This window comes from Streptomyces sp. A2-16, from assembly GCF_018128905.1.
GTDB lineage: Bacteria > Actinomycetota > Actinomycetes > Streptomycetales > Streptomycetaceae > Streptomyces.
Genome location: NZ_CP063808.1, coordinates 720,076 through 734,820, shown reverse-complemented (window position 1 = coordinate 734,820; position 14,745 = coordinate 720,076). Strand labels below are relative to the sequence as shown.

The following is a 14,745-nucleotide window of genomic DNA, read 5'->3' as shown; positions in this document are numbered from 1 at the left end:
ATGCAGCACCTGCGCCCCCTCCTGGCCGGAGCCGCCGTGGTCGCGGCCCTCGTCGGTGCGGTGGTCTACGGCGGCGTACGCGCCTCGGATGCCTCCGGTACCGAATCGCAGGCCTCAGGCACCGGATCGCGAGTGTCGGACCACGGATCGCTGCCCACCACGCTCGTCACGCCCGGGCCCGCCGGAACACGCGCGCCGAGCACGTACGGCTACGGCGAGCCGTTGGCCCGCGCCCAACACGGCGAGGTCCTCGCCTACACCCCCCACCGGCTTCCGTACAAGCTGCTCCAGGTCCCGTTCACCATCACCAACAACGGTCCCGAAGCCGCCATGTACAGCGTGTACTTCACGGTGGAGATCGGCGACGGAGCCGACAAGGCCTCCTACCGGCAGGTCGTCACCAGCGGCGGCCTCGCGGCCCATCACACCATGGCGACCCGGGCCACGATCGGGAACGTCGACAAGCTGCCCGCCGGCGCGATCCGCGTCACGATCACCGACGTACAGAAGAGGACCCACAGTGACCTCCCTTCGTAAGAGACGAAGAGCGCTGACGATTCTCGCCGCCACCGCCGCCGTGGCAGGACTGATGCAGGTCCAGCCCGCCGCCGCGAAACCCGTCTCCCCCAAGCCCACGCCCACGTCGAAACCGGCGCCCGCTGCTCCGAAGGGGGCCGTCAAGGCTCCTGACACCATCCTGGGCAAGGGCTGGAAGACCTCCGGCGACCGGGCCGTGACGAGCGCCGCCGACAGCGACGGACTGCATCTGCTCGTCGCGGACAGCAAGAACGCCTACGCGTGGAAGACGGTCACGGTGCTGAGTGAGCCGCAGCTTCCGGCCGACACCTGGATCGGCAACAGCTGTGTCATGGACGACCACCACGCGGCCGTCGTCTACGCTCCCCGCACCTTCACCAACAAGCCGGACCTGATGATGGGCGGTGCGTTCACGGCGGTCGTGAACCTCGACGACGGCAGCGTCACCAAGCTGCCGTTCACCGCCTCCCTGGCCTACTTCGACCCGACCTGCAACCCGGTCACGCACACCGCCGCCTTCACCGCGCTCCGTGACGCCCAGACGCGCCTGGTCACGGTGGGCACCAAGGGCTCTACCATCGCCGACACCACGGCGAAGGGCGAGATCACCTCCGCCGTGCCCACCAAAGACGGGGTGATCGCGGCCGCCGGAAACCGGCTCGTCCACGTCGACCGCAAGGGCAGGACCGCCGAGCTCGCCGCCACCGAGCACGCCCCGTACGGCATCCGCGTGACCGGCGACGGCACGGTCACCTACATCGACCGCACCGGCGACACCGGCGCCGACGTACAGACCTACGCCCACGGCAGGAAGACGACCGTCGCGAGCGGCCCGCTCACCGCGATGAACCTGCGTCAGGGCACGGACGGCACCGTCTACCTCGCGGGGAAGGCCAGTCGCGGCAAGAGCTTCGCGGCCACTGGCATCAAGCAGTTGAACGTCTCACCCGACGCGGACGTCTCCACCCGCGGACGTCTGGCCGTCGACCCCGTCGTCTCCCCGGCGGTGCTCGCGGGCGTCGACAACATCGAGGACGCCGGCCGGGGCTTCAGCAGGACCACGACCAGGGAACCCGCGGCCCGGACGACACCGGGCCGGGTCAGCCACGCCCTGACCATCACCGGCACCGTTCCGGGCACGGGCAGGCGCACGACCCAGACGGCCGCCGCGCCCGGCACCACCGCGGGCGGCAGGACCTCCCCGGCGCTGACCGGCTCCTCGAAGCCGCAGATGTCGACGATGAGCATGCTGACCACGGCCGACGACGACCCGCGGGCCCACGACCCGGTCGACACCGACGCCTGGTGCTCCGTGCCCCGCAACGACACCGCCACCCAGGCTCTCCAGCCCACCCCGAACCAGGTCGAGTGGGCCGTGGACATGGCCGTCCGGGGCGACCTGCGCTCCGGCTACCTCACCCAGGGCGGCTGGCGCTCCCAGACCGGGCTCTCCACCATCGACCCGCAGGGCATGTTCCCGGTCCCCACGCTGAACACCGGCGGCAGCGGTCGTATCCCCGCACAGGTCGAACTGGGCATCCTCGCCCAGGAGTCCAACCTGTGGCAGGCCGAGTCCGGCGCCATCCCGGGCCAGATGGGCAGCCCGCTCGCGGCCGTCGACGGGTACTACGGACACCAGACCGGCGGCACGCTCGCCGACTACTGGACGATCCACTGGGACAAGTCCGACTGCGGCTACGGCGTCGGCCAGGTCACCGACGGCATGCGCAAGGCCGGATACGAGAAGTCGGGCGAAACCTCCCTCCCGGTCAGCACGCAGCGTGCGATCGCCCTCGACTACGCCACCAACATCGCCGCCTCGCTGTACATCCTCGCCGACAAGTGGAACGAGGTGCACGAGTCCGGCCAGACGATCACCGTGAACAACGACGACCCGGCCAAGCCCGAGAACTGGTTCGCCGCCGTGTGGAACTACAACCTCGGCTTCAACAAGAAGGCGGACGAGGGCACCAACGGCAACTGGGGCCTGGGCTGGTACAACAACCCGGCCAACCCGGTCTATCCGGCGTCCCGGCTGAGCTTCATGAACACCGACGTCGACCCCCTCGCCGCCAAGGACGCCGCCCAGCCCCAGAAGTGGCCGTACGAGGAGAAGGTGATGGGATGGGCCGCCTGGTCCATCGACACCGGTCACTCCTACGCCACCTCGGGCCGCCAGGACTGGCCCGGCGAGTCCGGCTTCTCCTCGGCCGGCTTCCGGCCCGCCTACTGGAACGGCGCCGCCGGCGCCTACACGATCCCGGGCAACGCGACGTACAACCGGGCCCACGTCTCGCCTCCGCTGGACACCTTCTGCAACGCGCAGAACGGCTGTGACGCGGCCAATCCGCCCAACTGCTCGGACGCCGCCTGCTACACCCCGTACTGGTGGAACGCCTCCAACGCCACCTGGAAGTCCGACTGCGCCACGACCTGTGGCTTCGAGAACATCAAGTACCAGACCCTGGTCAGCGAGCCCGGGCGTGGCTCTCGCCTCCAGTACGGCACACCCGTCTGCTCCGGCGCGCCCTCCGGTGCGAAGGTGGTCGACTCCGACCCCGCGGGCGTCAACACCTGGAGCAGCTGCGGAACGACCAGTACCGACGGCTCGTTCCAGTTCACCTTCTACCCCGATCCGAACGCCACCGGTCCGGGACTCGGCCAGTACGACGCCAAGGCCGACCTGCACCAGATCGGCGGCGGCTACCAGGGGCACTTCTGGTACACGCACGCACGCGACACCGACCACCTGGGAGGCGACGGCGGGCGCATGACCATCCTCGGCGACTGGAAGCTGAACTCGGCCGTCTCCGGCAGCCAGGCCAAGGTCTACGTGCACATCCCGGACACCGGCGCTCAGGTCACCAACGCCTCCTACCAGGTCGTCACGCCGTTCGGCACGGTGACCAAGACCGTCGACCAGAACGCCAACGAGTCCAACACCTGGGTCTCCCTCGGCGCCTACAACTTCAAGGACCAGGCGCCGGAGGTCCGGCTGTCCAACTCCACTCCGGACGGCGCCGCCGACAAGGACGTGGCCTACGACGCCGTCGCGTTCGTGCCCGGCGACTACAGCGGCATCCCCTCCGACCTGACCTTCCACGACCCCGACGTCAACGCCGCCCAGCCGGCGGACATCACCACCCCGACCGACGTCGGCATGAGCGTCATCGCCGGAGGCGGTCCGGCCGGACCGTCGGCCACCTCCGCCGCCTCCGTCAGCGCGGTCCTCGCCGACCGGCCGGCCAGCTTCGTCACCTGGTGCAACGTCGAACCCTTCAACCTCGGCCAGCAGTGGGTCAACCGCACCGAGGCCTGCATCAAGGACCACGTCACCGTCGTCATCGTCGACGAGGACCAGAACATCATCGGGACCATGGAGTTCGACGAGCAGGCGGAACTCAAGACCTACTCGGACAACGCGACCTCCAACGCCCTGCTGAAACTCATACCCACCGCGGCGACCGGTGTGGGAGCGACAGCGCCCGTCACCATCACCTCGGCCGCCGTCTGTTCCATCGACTGCACGACCGCCAGCCAGATCTGGAACACCTCCGACACCTGGGACTGGGCGACCGGAGACCGGCACGTCGGGGAGATACAGACGGCCATGATCTGGGGACAGTCCCTCTCGGTGGACCTGCTGGGCATGCAGTGGAAGCTCGGAGCCCTCGTCGCGGACGTACCGTCGGAGACCGAGGCCGCCATCGGCACCGACCGGTACTCCGAACTGCGCTGCGACACCACCGTCACCACGACGCCCGGCTGCATCTTCGACTACTACAAGCCGACCTACTCGATGAACTCCCAGAAGTTCCCGGCCGCGGCGGCCCACGCGTGGCTCGTCCAGCACGAACTGCCCGCCCACCTCGGGCTCAAGGGACAGGGCCAGGCGCTGACCTACCTCGGCGACAGCGTGATGTCCCCGTCCGATCCGACCAAGAAGCAGAGTGACGTGAACCGGGCCCTCATGTGCCCGACCGCCTGGGAGCGCAACCAGAGCGTCACGCTGTCACCGGAACTCTCCTCCAAGGGAACGGACACACCCAGCTGTGACGAGCTGGCCTTCGCCAAGAGCTACCAGAGTGGCGGGACGCCGAGCTCGCTGGGCGGCACCAATCCCGTCGGCTCCGGTGACGACTGCCTGCAGACCTACGCGATGAAGGACGCCGACGGCCTGTGGCGGCTCCACGCGGACCTGCGCTACCCCCTTCCGACCTGGAACGAGGTCTGCGGACGCGCGAGCATGTCCAACAACCAGAACACCCAGTCCATGTCGCTGTTCCCGACGTTCCGCCGGAACTACCGGGTGATGGACAAGGACGACTACTGGCTCGACGTGGCCAAGCCGAACTGAGGCATCCCGGTCAGTCCGTCCAGTGAAGCCTTCCCTCGGCGATGGTGAATCGCTCGTGCGCCACGACCGACCCCGGCGCCTGTCCGGTCTCCAGCAGATCGGACAGGGGCCGGAGGAAATCGCCGAGGGACGGCAGGAAGGAGGTCGGATAGTCGCCCTCGCTGAACCTCAGGAGAGGCGGCGGGCCGGACGGGTTCTGGGCGTCCAGGATGATTCCGTACGGCGCGTCGCTCTGCTCCATGACGGGGATCCACGGCGACTTCCAGTAGTCGTCGTCCCCGATGTCACGGGCGATGTACAGATACTCCGCGTGCTGTCCGGCGATTTCCTTGCAGCCGAGGAACCGCATACCGCCCGGGAAGATGACCGAGTCGCGGTGCGGGAAGAGGGCCGTCCCGCCTGGAATGGGCTTCTCCGTATCCTTCGCGGTACTCCCGTTGTTCATGCGGAGCCAGACCTCGAGAACGTCCGGGATGTCGAATCCCAGCTCCTCGTTCAGACGCGCGATCTCCTCGTCCGAGGCCCCGGGACGAAGCGCCTCCGCACTGGCCGGAGCATTCCTTCGGAGCCAACCGACGATGCGCTCCCATGCAGCGGCGACTTCATCGACCTGCGGCATATCGGTACGTCCTTTCTGAATCCCTCGTCCCGGAGGAAGACTCTCACGACCCCCTGAGGCCCATCTCGGCCCACACCGTCTTGCCGACGTCCCGCTCCGTGACGCCCCAGGTGTCGGCGAGGAGGGTGACGAGGATCAGGCCCCGGCCGTGTTCGCCGTCCTCGTCGTTGACGTACCGGAGCCGGCGGTCGCCTCGTGGATCACTCACCTCGATACGGAGCGTGTTCTCCGGGAGCCTGAGGAGGCGCAGCTCGAAGTCCCTTCCGGGTACGCGGCCGTGGGTCACCGCGTTGGCGGCGAGTTCGGCGACGAGGTGCTGCGCGGTGTCGTTCACCTCGGTGTCGTGGGGGTGGCCCCATGCCGCGAGCTGGGTGGCCGTGAGTCTGCGGGCCAGGCGGGCGCCTCGTGGGGTGGCGCTCAGACGCTGGGTCAGTTCGTCGGTGGGGGTGGAGATTTCGGCGTTCACGTGACTGAGCGTGCTGGCTTGTCTCTACGCTGACCAGGTGCGACTCGGCGACGCTGAGTATCTGTACGGGTGCGGTCGGTTCGGTGTACGGGTTGTCGCGTGGGAGGGGTGAGGCGCGTGGGTGAGCGGAGGCCGGAGACGCCTGCGGAGGCGGACGGTACGGCGGGGTTGTTCGTCGCACTGGGCAAGATGGTGAAGTTCTTGCGGGAGCGGAAGGGGCTCACGCAGAAGGAGTTCGGGGAGCTGGTGGGCTACGGCCCCGACGCGGTCTCCGCCATGGAGCGGGGAGTGCGGACCCTTCGGCCGGAGGTCTTGCTGAAGGCGGACGAACTGCTCGATGCCGGGGGCCTGTTGAAGGAGGTCCTCCCGGAGGTCGAGGAGGCCATGGCGAAGACCCGGACACGGCATCCGGAGTGGTACCGGAACTATGCCGGGCTGGAGGCGGAGGCGGTCTCCCTCTACGACTACAGCACCATGGGCGTGCTGGGCCTGCTCCAGACGGAGGACTACGCCCGGGCCGTGTTCACGCAACGGCACCCGCCGCTGGACGAGGAGACCATCGAGAAGCGGGTCGCCGACCGGCTCTCCCGTCAGCAGCTCTTCGAGAAGTGGCCGCCGCCGGAGTGCAGCTTCGTCATCGAACAGGCCGTGCTGGAACGGCCGATCGGCGGTCCGGCCGTGCACGCGGGTCAGCTTCGGCGGCTGCTGCACGTGGGGCGCATGCGGAACGTACAGCTTCAGGTGATGCCTACAGGGCGGGACGAACACCCCAGCCTGGGCGGCTCGTTCACGATGCTCATCCCCAAGGGAAGGGAGCAGGTGGCGTACATGGAAATCCAGGGCTACCCACGGTTGATCACCGACCGGGAAGAGGTGCGCGTCCTCGCCGCCCGTTATGGGATCATCCGAGCTCAGGCCCTCAACCCGCACGAGTCCCTGGCCTTCATCGAGAAGATGCTGGAAGAGCGATGACCATAGAGAAGCTGAACTGGTTCAAGTCGAGCTACAGCGACGGCGAGGGCGGCCAGTGCCTGGAAGCCGCCCGTACCCCCCACACCATCCACCTCCGCGACTCCAAGCACCCCACCGGCCCTCACCTCACCCTCTCCCCCACCGCCTGGGCCCCCTTCGTCGCGAAGGTCAGCGAACAGACTGGAATTGGTCAAGACCTCTCCTGACCCTCTGGTCACAGGAGGGGGACGCGGGTTCACTGCGGCGCATGAGAAGACCTCACCCTCCCCTGCGCCGGGCCGCCACCGTCCTCGCCGCCGCGCTCGCCTCACTGACCCTCGCGGCGGGCACGGCGGCCGCCGGCGGCCCCACGGTCCCCGTCGAGTTCGGCACCGACTACCACGACCCCGTCACCGCCGCCCCGCCGATCAGCACCCCGCACACCAAGGCGTGTTCGGTCACGGTCGCGGAGGCGCAGTTCAAGGACTTCACGCCGTACACGGGGACGTACACGCCTCCGACCGGCTGCGGCAGGCCCGGCCGGTGGTCGAAGGTCGTGCTGCGGATGGACGGGAACGTGAAGGGGCGCCAGTACGACCGGCTGGGATACCTCGACATCGGCGGGGTGCAGGTGTTCCGGACGTCCACCCCTGAGCCCTCGCAGGACGGCATCGACTGGTCGGTCCAGAAGGACGTGACCGAGTACGCGAAGACGCTGAGCAGCGCGCAGTCCGTCGACATGCTCATCGGCAACGTTGTCAACGACACTTACACGGGCGTGCTGGACGTCAAGGTGACGCTCACCTTCTACGCCCCCGGGCCCGGCCGCGCCTCGTCCGCCCCGGACCAGGTCATCCCGCTCAGCGACCAGGACAGCGTCACCACCGGCGCCTCCCTCACCGTCCCCCGCAACTCCGAGCGCATCCTCGCCGAGGTGTACGCGACCGGGTCGGGCGGCGGCTGCGAGGAGTTCTGGTACTCGGCCACGACCCCGAACGCGTCGTACTCCTGCCAGGGCGGCGACGACGGGCCGTACCGCGAGGTGCAGGTGAGCGTCGACGGGAAGGTCGCCGGGATCGCGTCGCCTTACCCGAACGTGTGGACCGGCGGCTGGTCGCCCTACCTGTGGTCGGTGATTCCGTCCCCGACCGCCTTCGACGTACGGCCGCTGACGTTCGACCTGACCCCGTTCGCGGGCCTCCTCAATGACGGCAAGGCGCACACTGTGGACGTCCAGGTGGTCGGAGTGCCGGCCGGGCAGACCGGGTGGAGCGCGCCGACCAACGTCCTGGTGTGGCAGGACGCCCACAAGTCGGTGGTGACGGGGGCCGTGACGTCGTACAGGAAGGACGCTCCCGCGGTGGGCAACACCTTCACCGACGGCTCGCTGCGGCACCTCGTGACCTCCGGCAAGGACCACCTGAAGGTCACCGGGTACCTGAACACCTCCCACGGCCGGGTCACCACGACCGTCGAGCGGACCCTGACCACGGCGATCGACCACCAGTGGACACCCGACGAGAACACGGACGACCAGACCGGCACGTGGACCGATCACCAACTCGTCACGTCCAACGGCCACTTGTCCCGCACCGACCGCACCTACACCCTCGACGGCCGCGCCACCATCGACAGCGCCAACCGGCTGCGGGTCGTCATGTCCATCAGCGACCACGCCCGGTCGGGCGCCACCCGCATCGACGACACCTACCAGGGCGACGCCACGTTCACCCTGGGCGTCGCCCGCGAGGACCGGCACGCGGTCGCCACCACGAGCGAGCGGTACCGCCTCCGCGCCCCCGGCAGCTGCTACGACCACACGCTCGCGACGGAACAGGGGGTGCTGACGAAGGACGTACGCGACTGCTGAGGAGGACCGGCAGCCCGTACGTCCCTACGCCTCCCTACGCCTCCTTGTGGCTCAGCCTGAGGTCGACCCCGTCCTGGCTGCCGTTCACGGTGACCTGGGTGGCCACCGGCGGGTATCCGCTGGCGATCACCGTGTACTGCTCGCTCGCCAGGTCGGTGAAGGCGTAGCCGCCGTCGACGCTCGTGGTGCGCGTCCCGACGACGTTGCCCGCGGCGTCGATCAGGGTGACCCGGGCATCGTCCAAAGCGCGTCCGTCCGGGGTGTGGACCGTGCCCCGCAGGGTCGCCGCGGCCGTCAGCTCGATGTCGAGGCGGGCGGTCTCGGCGGAGACGGCGGCGGGGACGGCCACCGGGCGGTGGCCGGGTGCGCTGACGCTCAGCGTGTAGTCGCCGGGCAGCAGGTCAGCGAGCCGGTAACCGCCGTCCGTCCCGGCGGTGGCGGAGGCCGTCACGTCACCGCGCTGGTCGGTGGCCACCACCAGCGCGCCGGGCAGGGGCTCGCCGTCCCCGCCGCGCACCGTGCCGGTGAGGCCGCCGGGGCTGGGCAGGATCACGAGGTCGTGGGAGACGGGCGCGCCGTTCACGCTCAGGGTGGCGACCTGCGGCTGGTGGCCCGGCGCCGAGCCGATGAGGACGAGGCTGCCGCGCTCGGCGGTGGCCAGGGCGTACGTGCCGTCCTCTCCGGAGGTGGCGCGGGCCAGTTGGCGGCCGGAGCCGTCGAGCAGGGTGAGGGCGGTGCGGGGTACGGGGGCGCCCGTACCGTTGCGCACCTGCCCGCGGATGACGGGCGCCGCCGTGTCCATGGTGGGAGCGGTGACCGTGGGGGCGGGGGCCGGTGCCTCGGCCTGTTCCGCGGGCGCGGTCTCCCTGCGCTTCGCGCGGAACAGCAGCGCCGTGATGAGCACGCCGACGGCGAAGAAGCCCGCCGACCACCAGTAGGCGACCTCGTAGCTGTGCAGGGCCGCGTTCGCCTTGACCAGCGGGTCGGACAGGTGGTCCTTCGCGTAGTTCGTGGCGGCGGTGGCGGCCAGGGTGTTCAGCAGCGCGGTGCTGATCGAACCACCCACCTGCTGGGTGGTGTTGAGGGCAGCGGAGGCCACGCCCTGGTCGTTCGCCGCCACCCCGAGGGTGGCGTAGCTCATCGCCGCGGGCATCGACATGCCGAGCCCCGCGCCGAGCAGCAGAAGCGGCGGCAGCACATGGGCGGCGTAGCTGCTGTCGAGGCCGAGCCGGGTCAGCCAGACCATGCCGCCCGCGGCCACCAGCATGCCGACGGGTACGACGATCTTGGGGCCGATCCTCGGCACCAGCCAGTTGGTGGACAGCTGCGCCATCACCATCAGCGCGCCCACCATCGGCAGGAAGGCCACGCCGTTCTTGACCGGTGAATAGCCCAGGGTCGACTGGAGGTAGTAGGTCAGGAAGAGGAAGACGCCGAACATTCCGGCGGACGAGATGAGGATGGTCGACAGGGCGGCGGCACGGTCGCGGTCGGCGAGGACCCGCAGCGGCAGCACGGGGTGCTTCGCGCGGGCCTGCCAGAGGAAGAACGCGACCAGCAGGACCCCGCCCGCGGCGAGGAAGCCCCAGGTCATCCAGTTGTCCCAGTCGTGCGTCTCCGCGTTGGCGAAGCCGTAGACGACGCCGAAGAGACCGCCGGAGACCAGGACCACGCCCGGGATGTCGAGGCGGGGCCGTTCGGCCGGGACGGAGCGGCCGATGAAGACGATCGCGCCGATCAGCGCGAGTACCGCGATGACGTCGTTGACGTACAGGGTCCAGCGCCAGTCCAGGTACTCGGTGAGCAGACCGCCGAGGACCAGACCGACGGCCGCGCCGGAACCGGCGATGGCACCGAAGATGCCGAACGCCCGGGCGCGTTCCTTGGGTTCGGTGAACGTCGTCGTCAGCAGGGACAGGGCCGCCGGGGCGAGCAGGGCGCCGAACAGGCCCTGCACCGCACGCGCGACGACCAGCATGGTGAAGCCGTTGGCCGCGCCGCCCACCGCGGAGGCGGCGGCGAAGCCGACGATGCCGACGATGAAGGTCGTCTTGCGGCCGAAGAGGTCGGCGAGGCGGCCGCCGAGCAGCAGCAGGCTGCCGAAGGCCAGGGAGTAGGCGGTGACGATCCACTGCCGGCCGTTGTTGTCGAAGCCCAGGTCCTGCTGCGCGGACGGCAGCGCGATGTTCACGATCGTGGCGTCGAGCACGACCATGAGCTGGGCGAGGCCGATCACGGCCAGCGCCCACCACCGGTGCTTCGACGGGGCGTGGGAGTGGCCGGACGGCACGGCCTGGGCGGTGGCTGCCGGAATGGCTTCCACGATGGTGCTCCCCTCATGGGGCTCGGATCGCTCGGACCCCATGGATCGGTCCGAAACCGTTTCGTACACCTAACCTAGGCCACAGTTGCAACGCGACGCAAACGTCTTCATGGGTTCTGCACCTATCGGGGCGCTCAGCGCTCGTAGAGCCCTTCGATCTCCCCCGCGAAGTCCCGCATGACCGCTTCCCGGCGCAGTTTCATCGACGGGGTCAGATGGCCGGCCGCCTCGGTGAAGTCGGTCGGGAGGATGGTGAAGCGGCGGATGGACTCGGGGCGGGAGACCATCTTGTTCGCCTCGTCCACCGCGCGTTGCAGGACGCTCCGCAACTCCTCGTCGCCGACCAGGAGTTCGGCGGGGACGGGGTGCTTGCCGTTCATCTGGCGCCAGTGGTTGACGCCGTCCATGTCCAGGCTGATCAGGGCCGAGATGTAGGGGCGGCGGTCGCCGAGGACCATGCACTGGGAGATCAGGGGGTGCGAGCGCAGCCAGTTCTCCAGCGGGGCCGGGGCGACGTTCTTGCCGCCGGCGGTGATCAGGATCTCCTTCTTGCGGCCCGTGATCGTCAGATAGCCCTCGTCGTCCAGCTGCCCGATGTCGCCGGTCGGGAACCAGCCGTCGGCCGAGGCGGGGGCCACCCCCTCGCCGTAGGGGTCCCAGTAGCCGCGGAACACCTGGCCGCCGTGCAGCAGGATCTCCCCGTCGGCCGCGATGCGGATCCGGGTGCCCGGGATGGGCCAGCCGACCGTGCCCAGGCGGGGCTTGAGGGGCGGGGTGCAGGTCGCGGCCCCGGTCGACTCCGTCAGGCCGTAGCCCTCGTAGATCTCCATGCCCGCGCCCGCGTAGAAGGCGGCGAGGCGGCGGCCGAGCGGGGAGCCGCCGGAGATGATGTGCCGGATGCGGCCGCCCATGGCGTTGCGGATACGGCGGAAGACGAGCGGGTCGTAGAAGGTGCGGGCCGCCTTCAGGGCCGCGCCCGGGCCGGAGCCGGTGCCCGCGTGGCGGGACTCCATCGCCTCGCCGTAGCGGACGGCCACGTTGGTCGCGCGGTCGAAGACGGTGACCCGGCCGCCGGTCTCCGCCTTGGCCCGGGCGTTGTTGAAGACCTTCTCCAGCATGTAGGGGATCACGAGGAGGAAGGTCGGCTTGAAGCTGCCCAGGTCGGCCAGCAGATCCTCGGCCTGGAGGCTCGGCGCGTGGCCGAGGCGGACACGGGCGCGCACACAGGCGATGGCGACCATCCGGCCGAAGACGTGCGAGATGGGCAGGAAGAGGAGGGTCGCGAGGTCGTCGTCCGACTTCGACTTGAAGACCGGGTAGAGGAGTTCGATCGCGTTGTCGATCTCGGCGAGGAAGTTGCCGTGGCTGAGGACACAGCCCTTGGGGCGGCCGGTGGTGCCGGAGGTGTAGACGACGGTGGCGACCGTGCCCGGGCCCAGCATGCCGCGCCGGACGCCGATCTCCTGGTCGGGGACGGCCTGGCCGAGCTCTCCCAGGCGTTCCACATGGCCCTTCTCCATGACCCACATGTGACGCAGGTCCGGGAGGCGGCTGAGTTCGGGGCCGAGGGCGGCGGCCTGTCCGGCCGTCTCCGTCACCAGGGCGACCGCGCCGGAGTCCTGGAGGATGAACCGGGTCTGGAAGACGGAGGACGTGGGGTAGATGGGGACCGTCACCAGACCCGCCGCCCAGGCGGCGAAGTCGAGGAGCGTCCACTCGTACGTCGTGCGCGCCATGATCGCGACCCGGTCGCCCGGCATCAGGCCCTCGGAGATCAAGCCCTTCGCGACGGCCAGCACCTGCCGCGCGAACTCCGCCGCCGTGAGGTCGACCCAACGGCCGTCCTCCGTACGGCGGCTCATCACCCGCTGCTCCGGCGCCGCCTCCGCGTTGTCGAACGGCAGGTCGGCCAGCGAACCGTGGGTCACCGGCGGGACCAACGGCGGCACCGACACCTCGCGGACCTCACCGTCCAGTCGCACGATCTCGGGTTCCACGAGCACGGGGGCGCCGTCGTAGTCGTGACCGGACACGTACGAGAGGGACATGGTCAACTCCTGGGACGTGCAGCTCGGTACCGCTCCTGCATGAGGTACGCAGGGGACGTACCGGGGCGTTCACCCGCGAGTGCGCCTGGAAGGGTTACCTGGGGTTAGGACGGTGATCCTAAGTGGCTCAAGTGGTGAGCCTGTGCGCGTTCGTTGATGGTCCGGAGCCGGGACTGTGCAACCTCGACCGCAAAGTGAGAGTTTGTCAGCTGTCTACGCCTACGGCCGCTCCAGGATCGCCGTCACCCCCTGTCCGCCCGCCGCGCACACCGAGATCAGCCCGCGGCCCGGACCCTCCCGCTCGGCCAGCAGCTTCGCGAGCGTGGCCACGATCCGCGCGCCGGTCGCGGCGAAGGGGTGTCCGGTGGCGAGGGAGGACCCGGCGACGTTGAGCCGGTCCCGGTCCACCGGGGCCAGGCCCCGCTTCTCCCAGGCCGCGAGGGTCGCCAGGACCTGGGAGGCGAAGGCCTCGTGGATCTCGACGAGATCGAAGTCGTCCATGCCGAGGCCCGCCCGCTCCAGCATGCGGGGGACCGCGTGGGCGGGGGCCATGAGCAGGCCCTCCTCCCCGTCGACGAAGTCCACGGCCGCCGTCTCGTACGCCGTGAGGTAGGCCGACACCTCCAGGCCGCGCGCCTTCACCCACTCCTCCGAGGCCAGCAGGACGACCGCGGCGCCGTCCGTCAGCGGGGTCGAATTCCCGGCGGTCATGGTGGGGTTGGCGTCCTTGACGCCGAACACCGGCTTGAGCGCGGCGAGCTTCTCGGGCGTCGAGTCGGGGCGCAGGTTCTGGTCGCGGGCCAGCCCCCGGAACGGGACCACCAACTCCCGGAAGAAATCCCGCTCGTAGGCCGCCGCCAACCGCTGGTGACTCGTCGCCGCGAGTTCGTCCTGGTCCTCCCGGGTCACTCCCCAGGCGGCGGCGGTGACGGCGGCGTGCTCGCCCATCGACAGTCCGGTGCGGGGCTCGGCGTTGCGCGGGATGTCGGGGACCAGGTGGCCCGGCCTGATGCGCGCGAGTGCCCGCAGCCTGGCGCCGGCCGATTTCGCGCGCCGGGCCTCCAGCAGGATGCGGCGCAGGTTGTCGTTGACGCCGAGGGGCGCGTCGCTCGCGGTGTCCGCGCCGCCCGCGATCGCGGACTCCGTCTGCCCCAGGGCGATCTTGTTGGCGGCGGCGATGACGGCCTGGAGGCCGGTCCCGCAGGCCTGCTGGATGTCGTACGCCGGGGTGCGCGGGTCCAGCTTCGAGCCGAGGACGGTCTCGCGGGCGAGGTTGAAGTCGCGGCTGTGCTTGAGGACGGCACCGGCGACGAACTCCCCCACGGCGCCCGGCTCCTGCAGTCCGTGCCGCTCCACGAGGGCGTCGAGGGCGGCGGTGAGCATCTCCTGGTTCGAGGCGGTCGCGTACGGGCCGTCCGAGCGGGCGAAGGGCACGCGGGCACCGGCGACGACCGCCACACGCCGGGCGACCGGCGGTTTCAGGGGGTTCATCTCCACCAGCTCCTCACCTCTGAAATCGACTTACCTACGGTAACCTTACTCCAGAGTAAGGAAACTACGACCGACCCGGGAGA

10 protein-coding genes are annotated in these 14,745 nt (G+C 69.8%); 5 read left to right on the top strand and 5 right to left on the bottom strand.

All coding sequences use genetic code 11. The features are described from left to right. Both IOD14_RS03495 and IOD14_RS03490 read left to right on the top strand, forming a co-directional pair. Positions 1–537, top strand: coding sequence for a hypothetical protein (locus tag IOD14_RS03495; RefSeq protein WP_123990998.1), 537 nt, complete (start codon positions 1–3; stop codon positions 535–537). Beyond that, positions 521–4,894 (top strand): Tat pathway signal protein, encoded by a 4,374-nt coding sequence (locus tag IOD14_RS03490; RefSeq protein ID WP_249125817.1) that lies wholly within the window; start codon positions 521–523, stop codon positions 4,892–4,894. The genes IOD14_RS03495 and IOD14_RS03490 overlap by 17 nt, the downstream gene beginning before the upstream one ends. A gap of 10 nt (positions 4,895–4,904) precedes the next feature. On the opposite strand, the gene IOD14_RS03485 is transcribed toward IOD14_RS03490, so the two are convergent. Both IOD14_RS03485 and IOD14_RS03480 read right to left on the bottom strand, forming a co-directional pair. Beyond that, positions 4,905–5,513, bottom strand: a complete 609-nt coding sequence (locus IOD14_RS03485; protein WP_212669624.1) for an SMI1/KNR4 family protein — start codon at positions 5,511–5,513, stop codon at positions 4,905–4,907. A 43-nt stretch (positions 5,514–5,556) separates the two neighbouring features. Continuing rightward, on the bottom strand, positions 5,557–5,979 hold the full coding sequence (locus IOD14_RS03480; RefSeq protein ID WP_123990996.1) for an ATP-binding protein: 423 nt from the start codon (positions 5,977–5,979) through the stop codon (positions 5,557–5,559). Positions 5,980–6,096: 117 nt separating this feature from the next. On the opposite strand from IOD14_RS03480, the gene IOD14_RS03475 reads away from it, so the two are divergent. Genes IOD14_RS03475 through IOD14_RS03465 form a run of 3 tightly spaced genes read left to right on the top strand, consistent with a single transcriptional unit; the run spans position 6,097 to position 8,800 of the window. Further along, a complete protein-coding gene (locus IOD14_RS03475; protein ID WP_212669623.1) occupies positions 6,097–6,951 on the top strand; it encodes a helix-turn-helix transcriptional regulator in 855 nt (284 codons plus the stop codon). Next, positions 6,948–7,157: a DUF397 domain-containing protein gene (locus IOD14_RS03470; protein ID WP_212669622.1), complete on the top strand. Its 210-nt coding sequence runs from the start codon at positions 6,948–6,950 to the stop codon at positions 7,155–7,157. Before IOD14_RS03475 ends, IOD14_RS03470 begins: the two co-directional genes overlap by 4 nt. A gap of 41 nt (positions 7,158–7,198) precedes the next feature. Beyond that, positions 7,199–8,800 (top strand): peptide-N4-asparagine amidase, encoded by a 1,602-nt coding sequence (locus tag IOD14_RS03465; protein ID WP_212669621.1) that lies wholly within the window; start codon positions 7,199–7,201, stop codon positions 8,798–8,800. A gap of 34 nt (positions 8,801–8,834) precedes the next feature. Here the strand turns inward: IOD14_RS03465 and IOD14_RS03460 are convergent, their stop codons facing one another. The 3 genes from IOD14_RS03460 to IOD14_RS03450 all read right to left on the bottom strand — a co-directional run bounded on the left by IOD14_RS03460 (position 8,835) and on the right by IOD14_RS03450 (position 14,662). After that, positions 8,835–11,123: an MFS transporter gene (locus IOD14_RS03460; RefSeq protein WP_249125816.1), complete on the bottom strand. Its 2,289-nt coding sequence runs from the start codon at positions 11,121–11,123 to the stop codon at positions 8,835–8,837. Between the two features lie 134 nt (positions 11,124–11,257). Next, positions 11,258–13,171, bottom strand: a complete 1,914-nt coding sequence (locus IOD14_RS03455; RefSeq protein WP_123990991.1) for an AMP-dependent synthetase/ligase — start codon at positions 13,169–13,171, stop codon at positions 11,258–11,260. Between the two features lie 219 nt (positions 13,172–13,390). Continuing rightward, positions 13,391–14,662 (bottom strand): acetyl-CoA C-acetyltransferase, encoded by a 1,272-nt coding sequence (locus IOD14_RS03450; RefSeq protein WP_123990990.1) that lies wholly within the window; start codon positions 14,660–14,662, stop codon positions 13,391–13,393. Between the last annotated feature and the right edge of the window lie 83 nt (positions 14,663–14,745).

What these genes read in the sequence shown, in the direction of transcription:
- IOD14_RS03465 (WP_212669621.1), top strand. Translation starts at nt 7,199, where the DNA reads ATGAGAAGACCTCACCCTCCCCTGCGCCGGGCCGCCACCGTCCTCGCC.
- IOD14_RS03455 (WP_123990991.1), bottom strand. Translation starts at nt 13,171, where the DNA reads ATGTCCCTCTCGTACGTGTCCGGTCACGACTACGACGGCGCCCCCGTG.
- IOD14_RS03470 (WP_212669622.1), top strand. Translation starts at nt 6,948, where the DNA reads ATGACCATAGAGAAGCTGAACTGGTTCAAGTCGAGCTACAGCGACGGC.
- IOD14_RS03450 (WP_123990990.1), bottom strand. Translation starts at nt 14,662, where the DNA reads ATGAACCCCCTGAAACCGCCGGTCGCCCGGCGTGTGGCGGTCGTCGCC.
- IOD14_RS03485 (WP_212669624.1), bottom strand. Translation starts at nt 5,513, where the DNA reads ATGCCGCAGGTCGATGAAGTCGCCGCTGCATGGGAGCGCATCGTCGGT.
- IOD14_RS03495 (WP_123990998.1), top strand. Translation starts at nt 1, where the DNA reads ATGCAGCACCTGCGCCCCCTCCTGGCCGGAGCCGCCGTGGTCGCGGCC.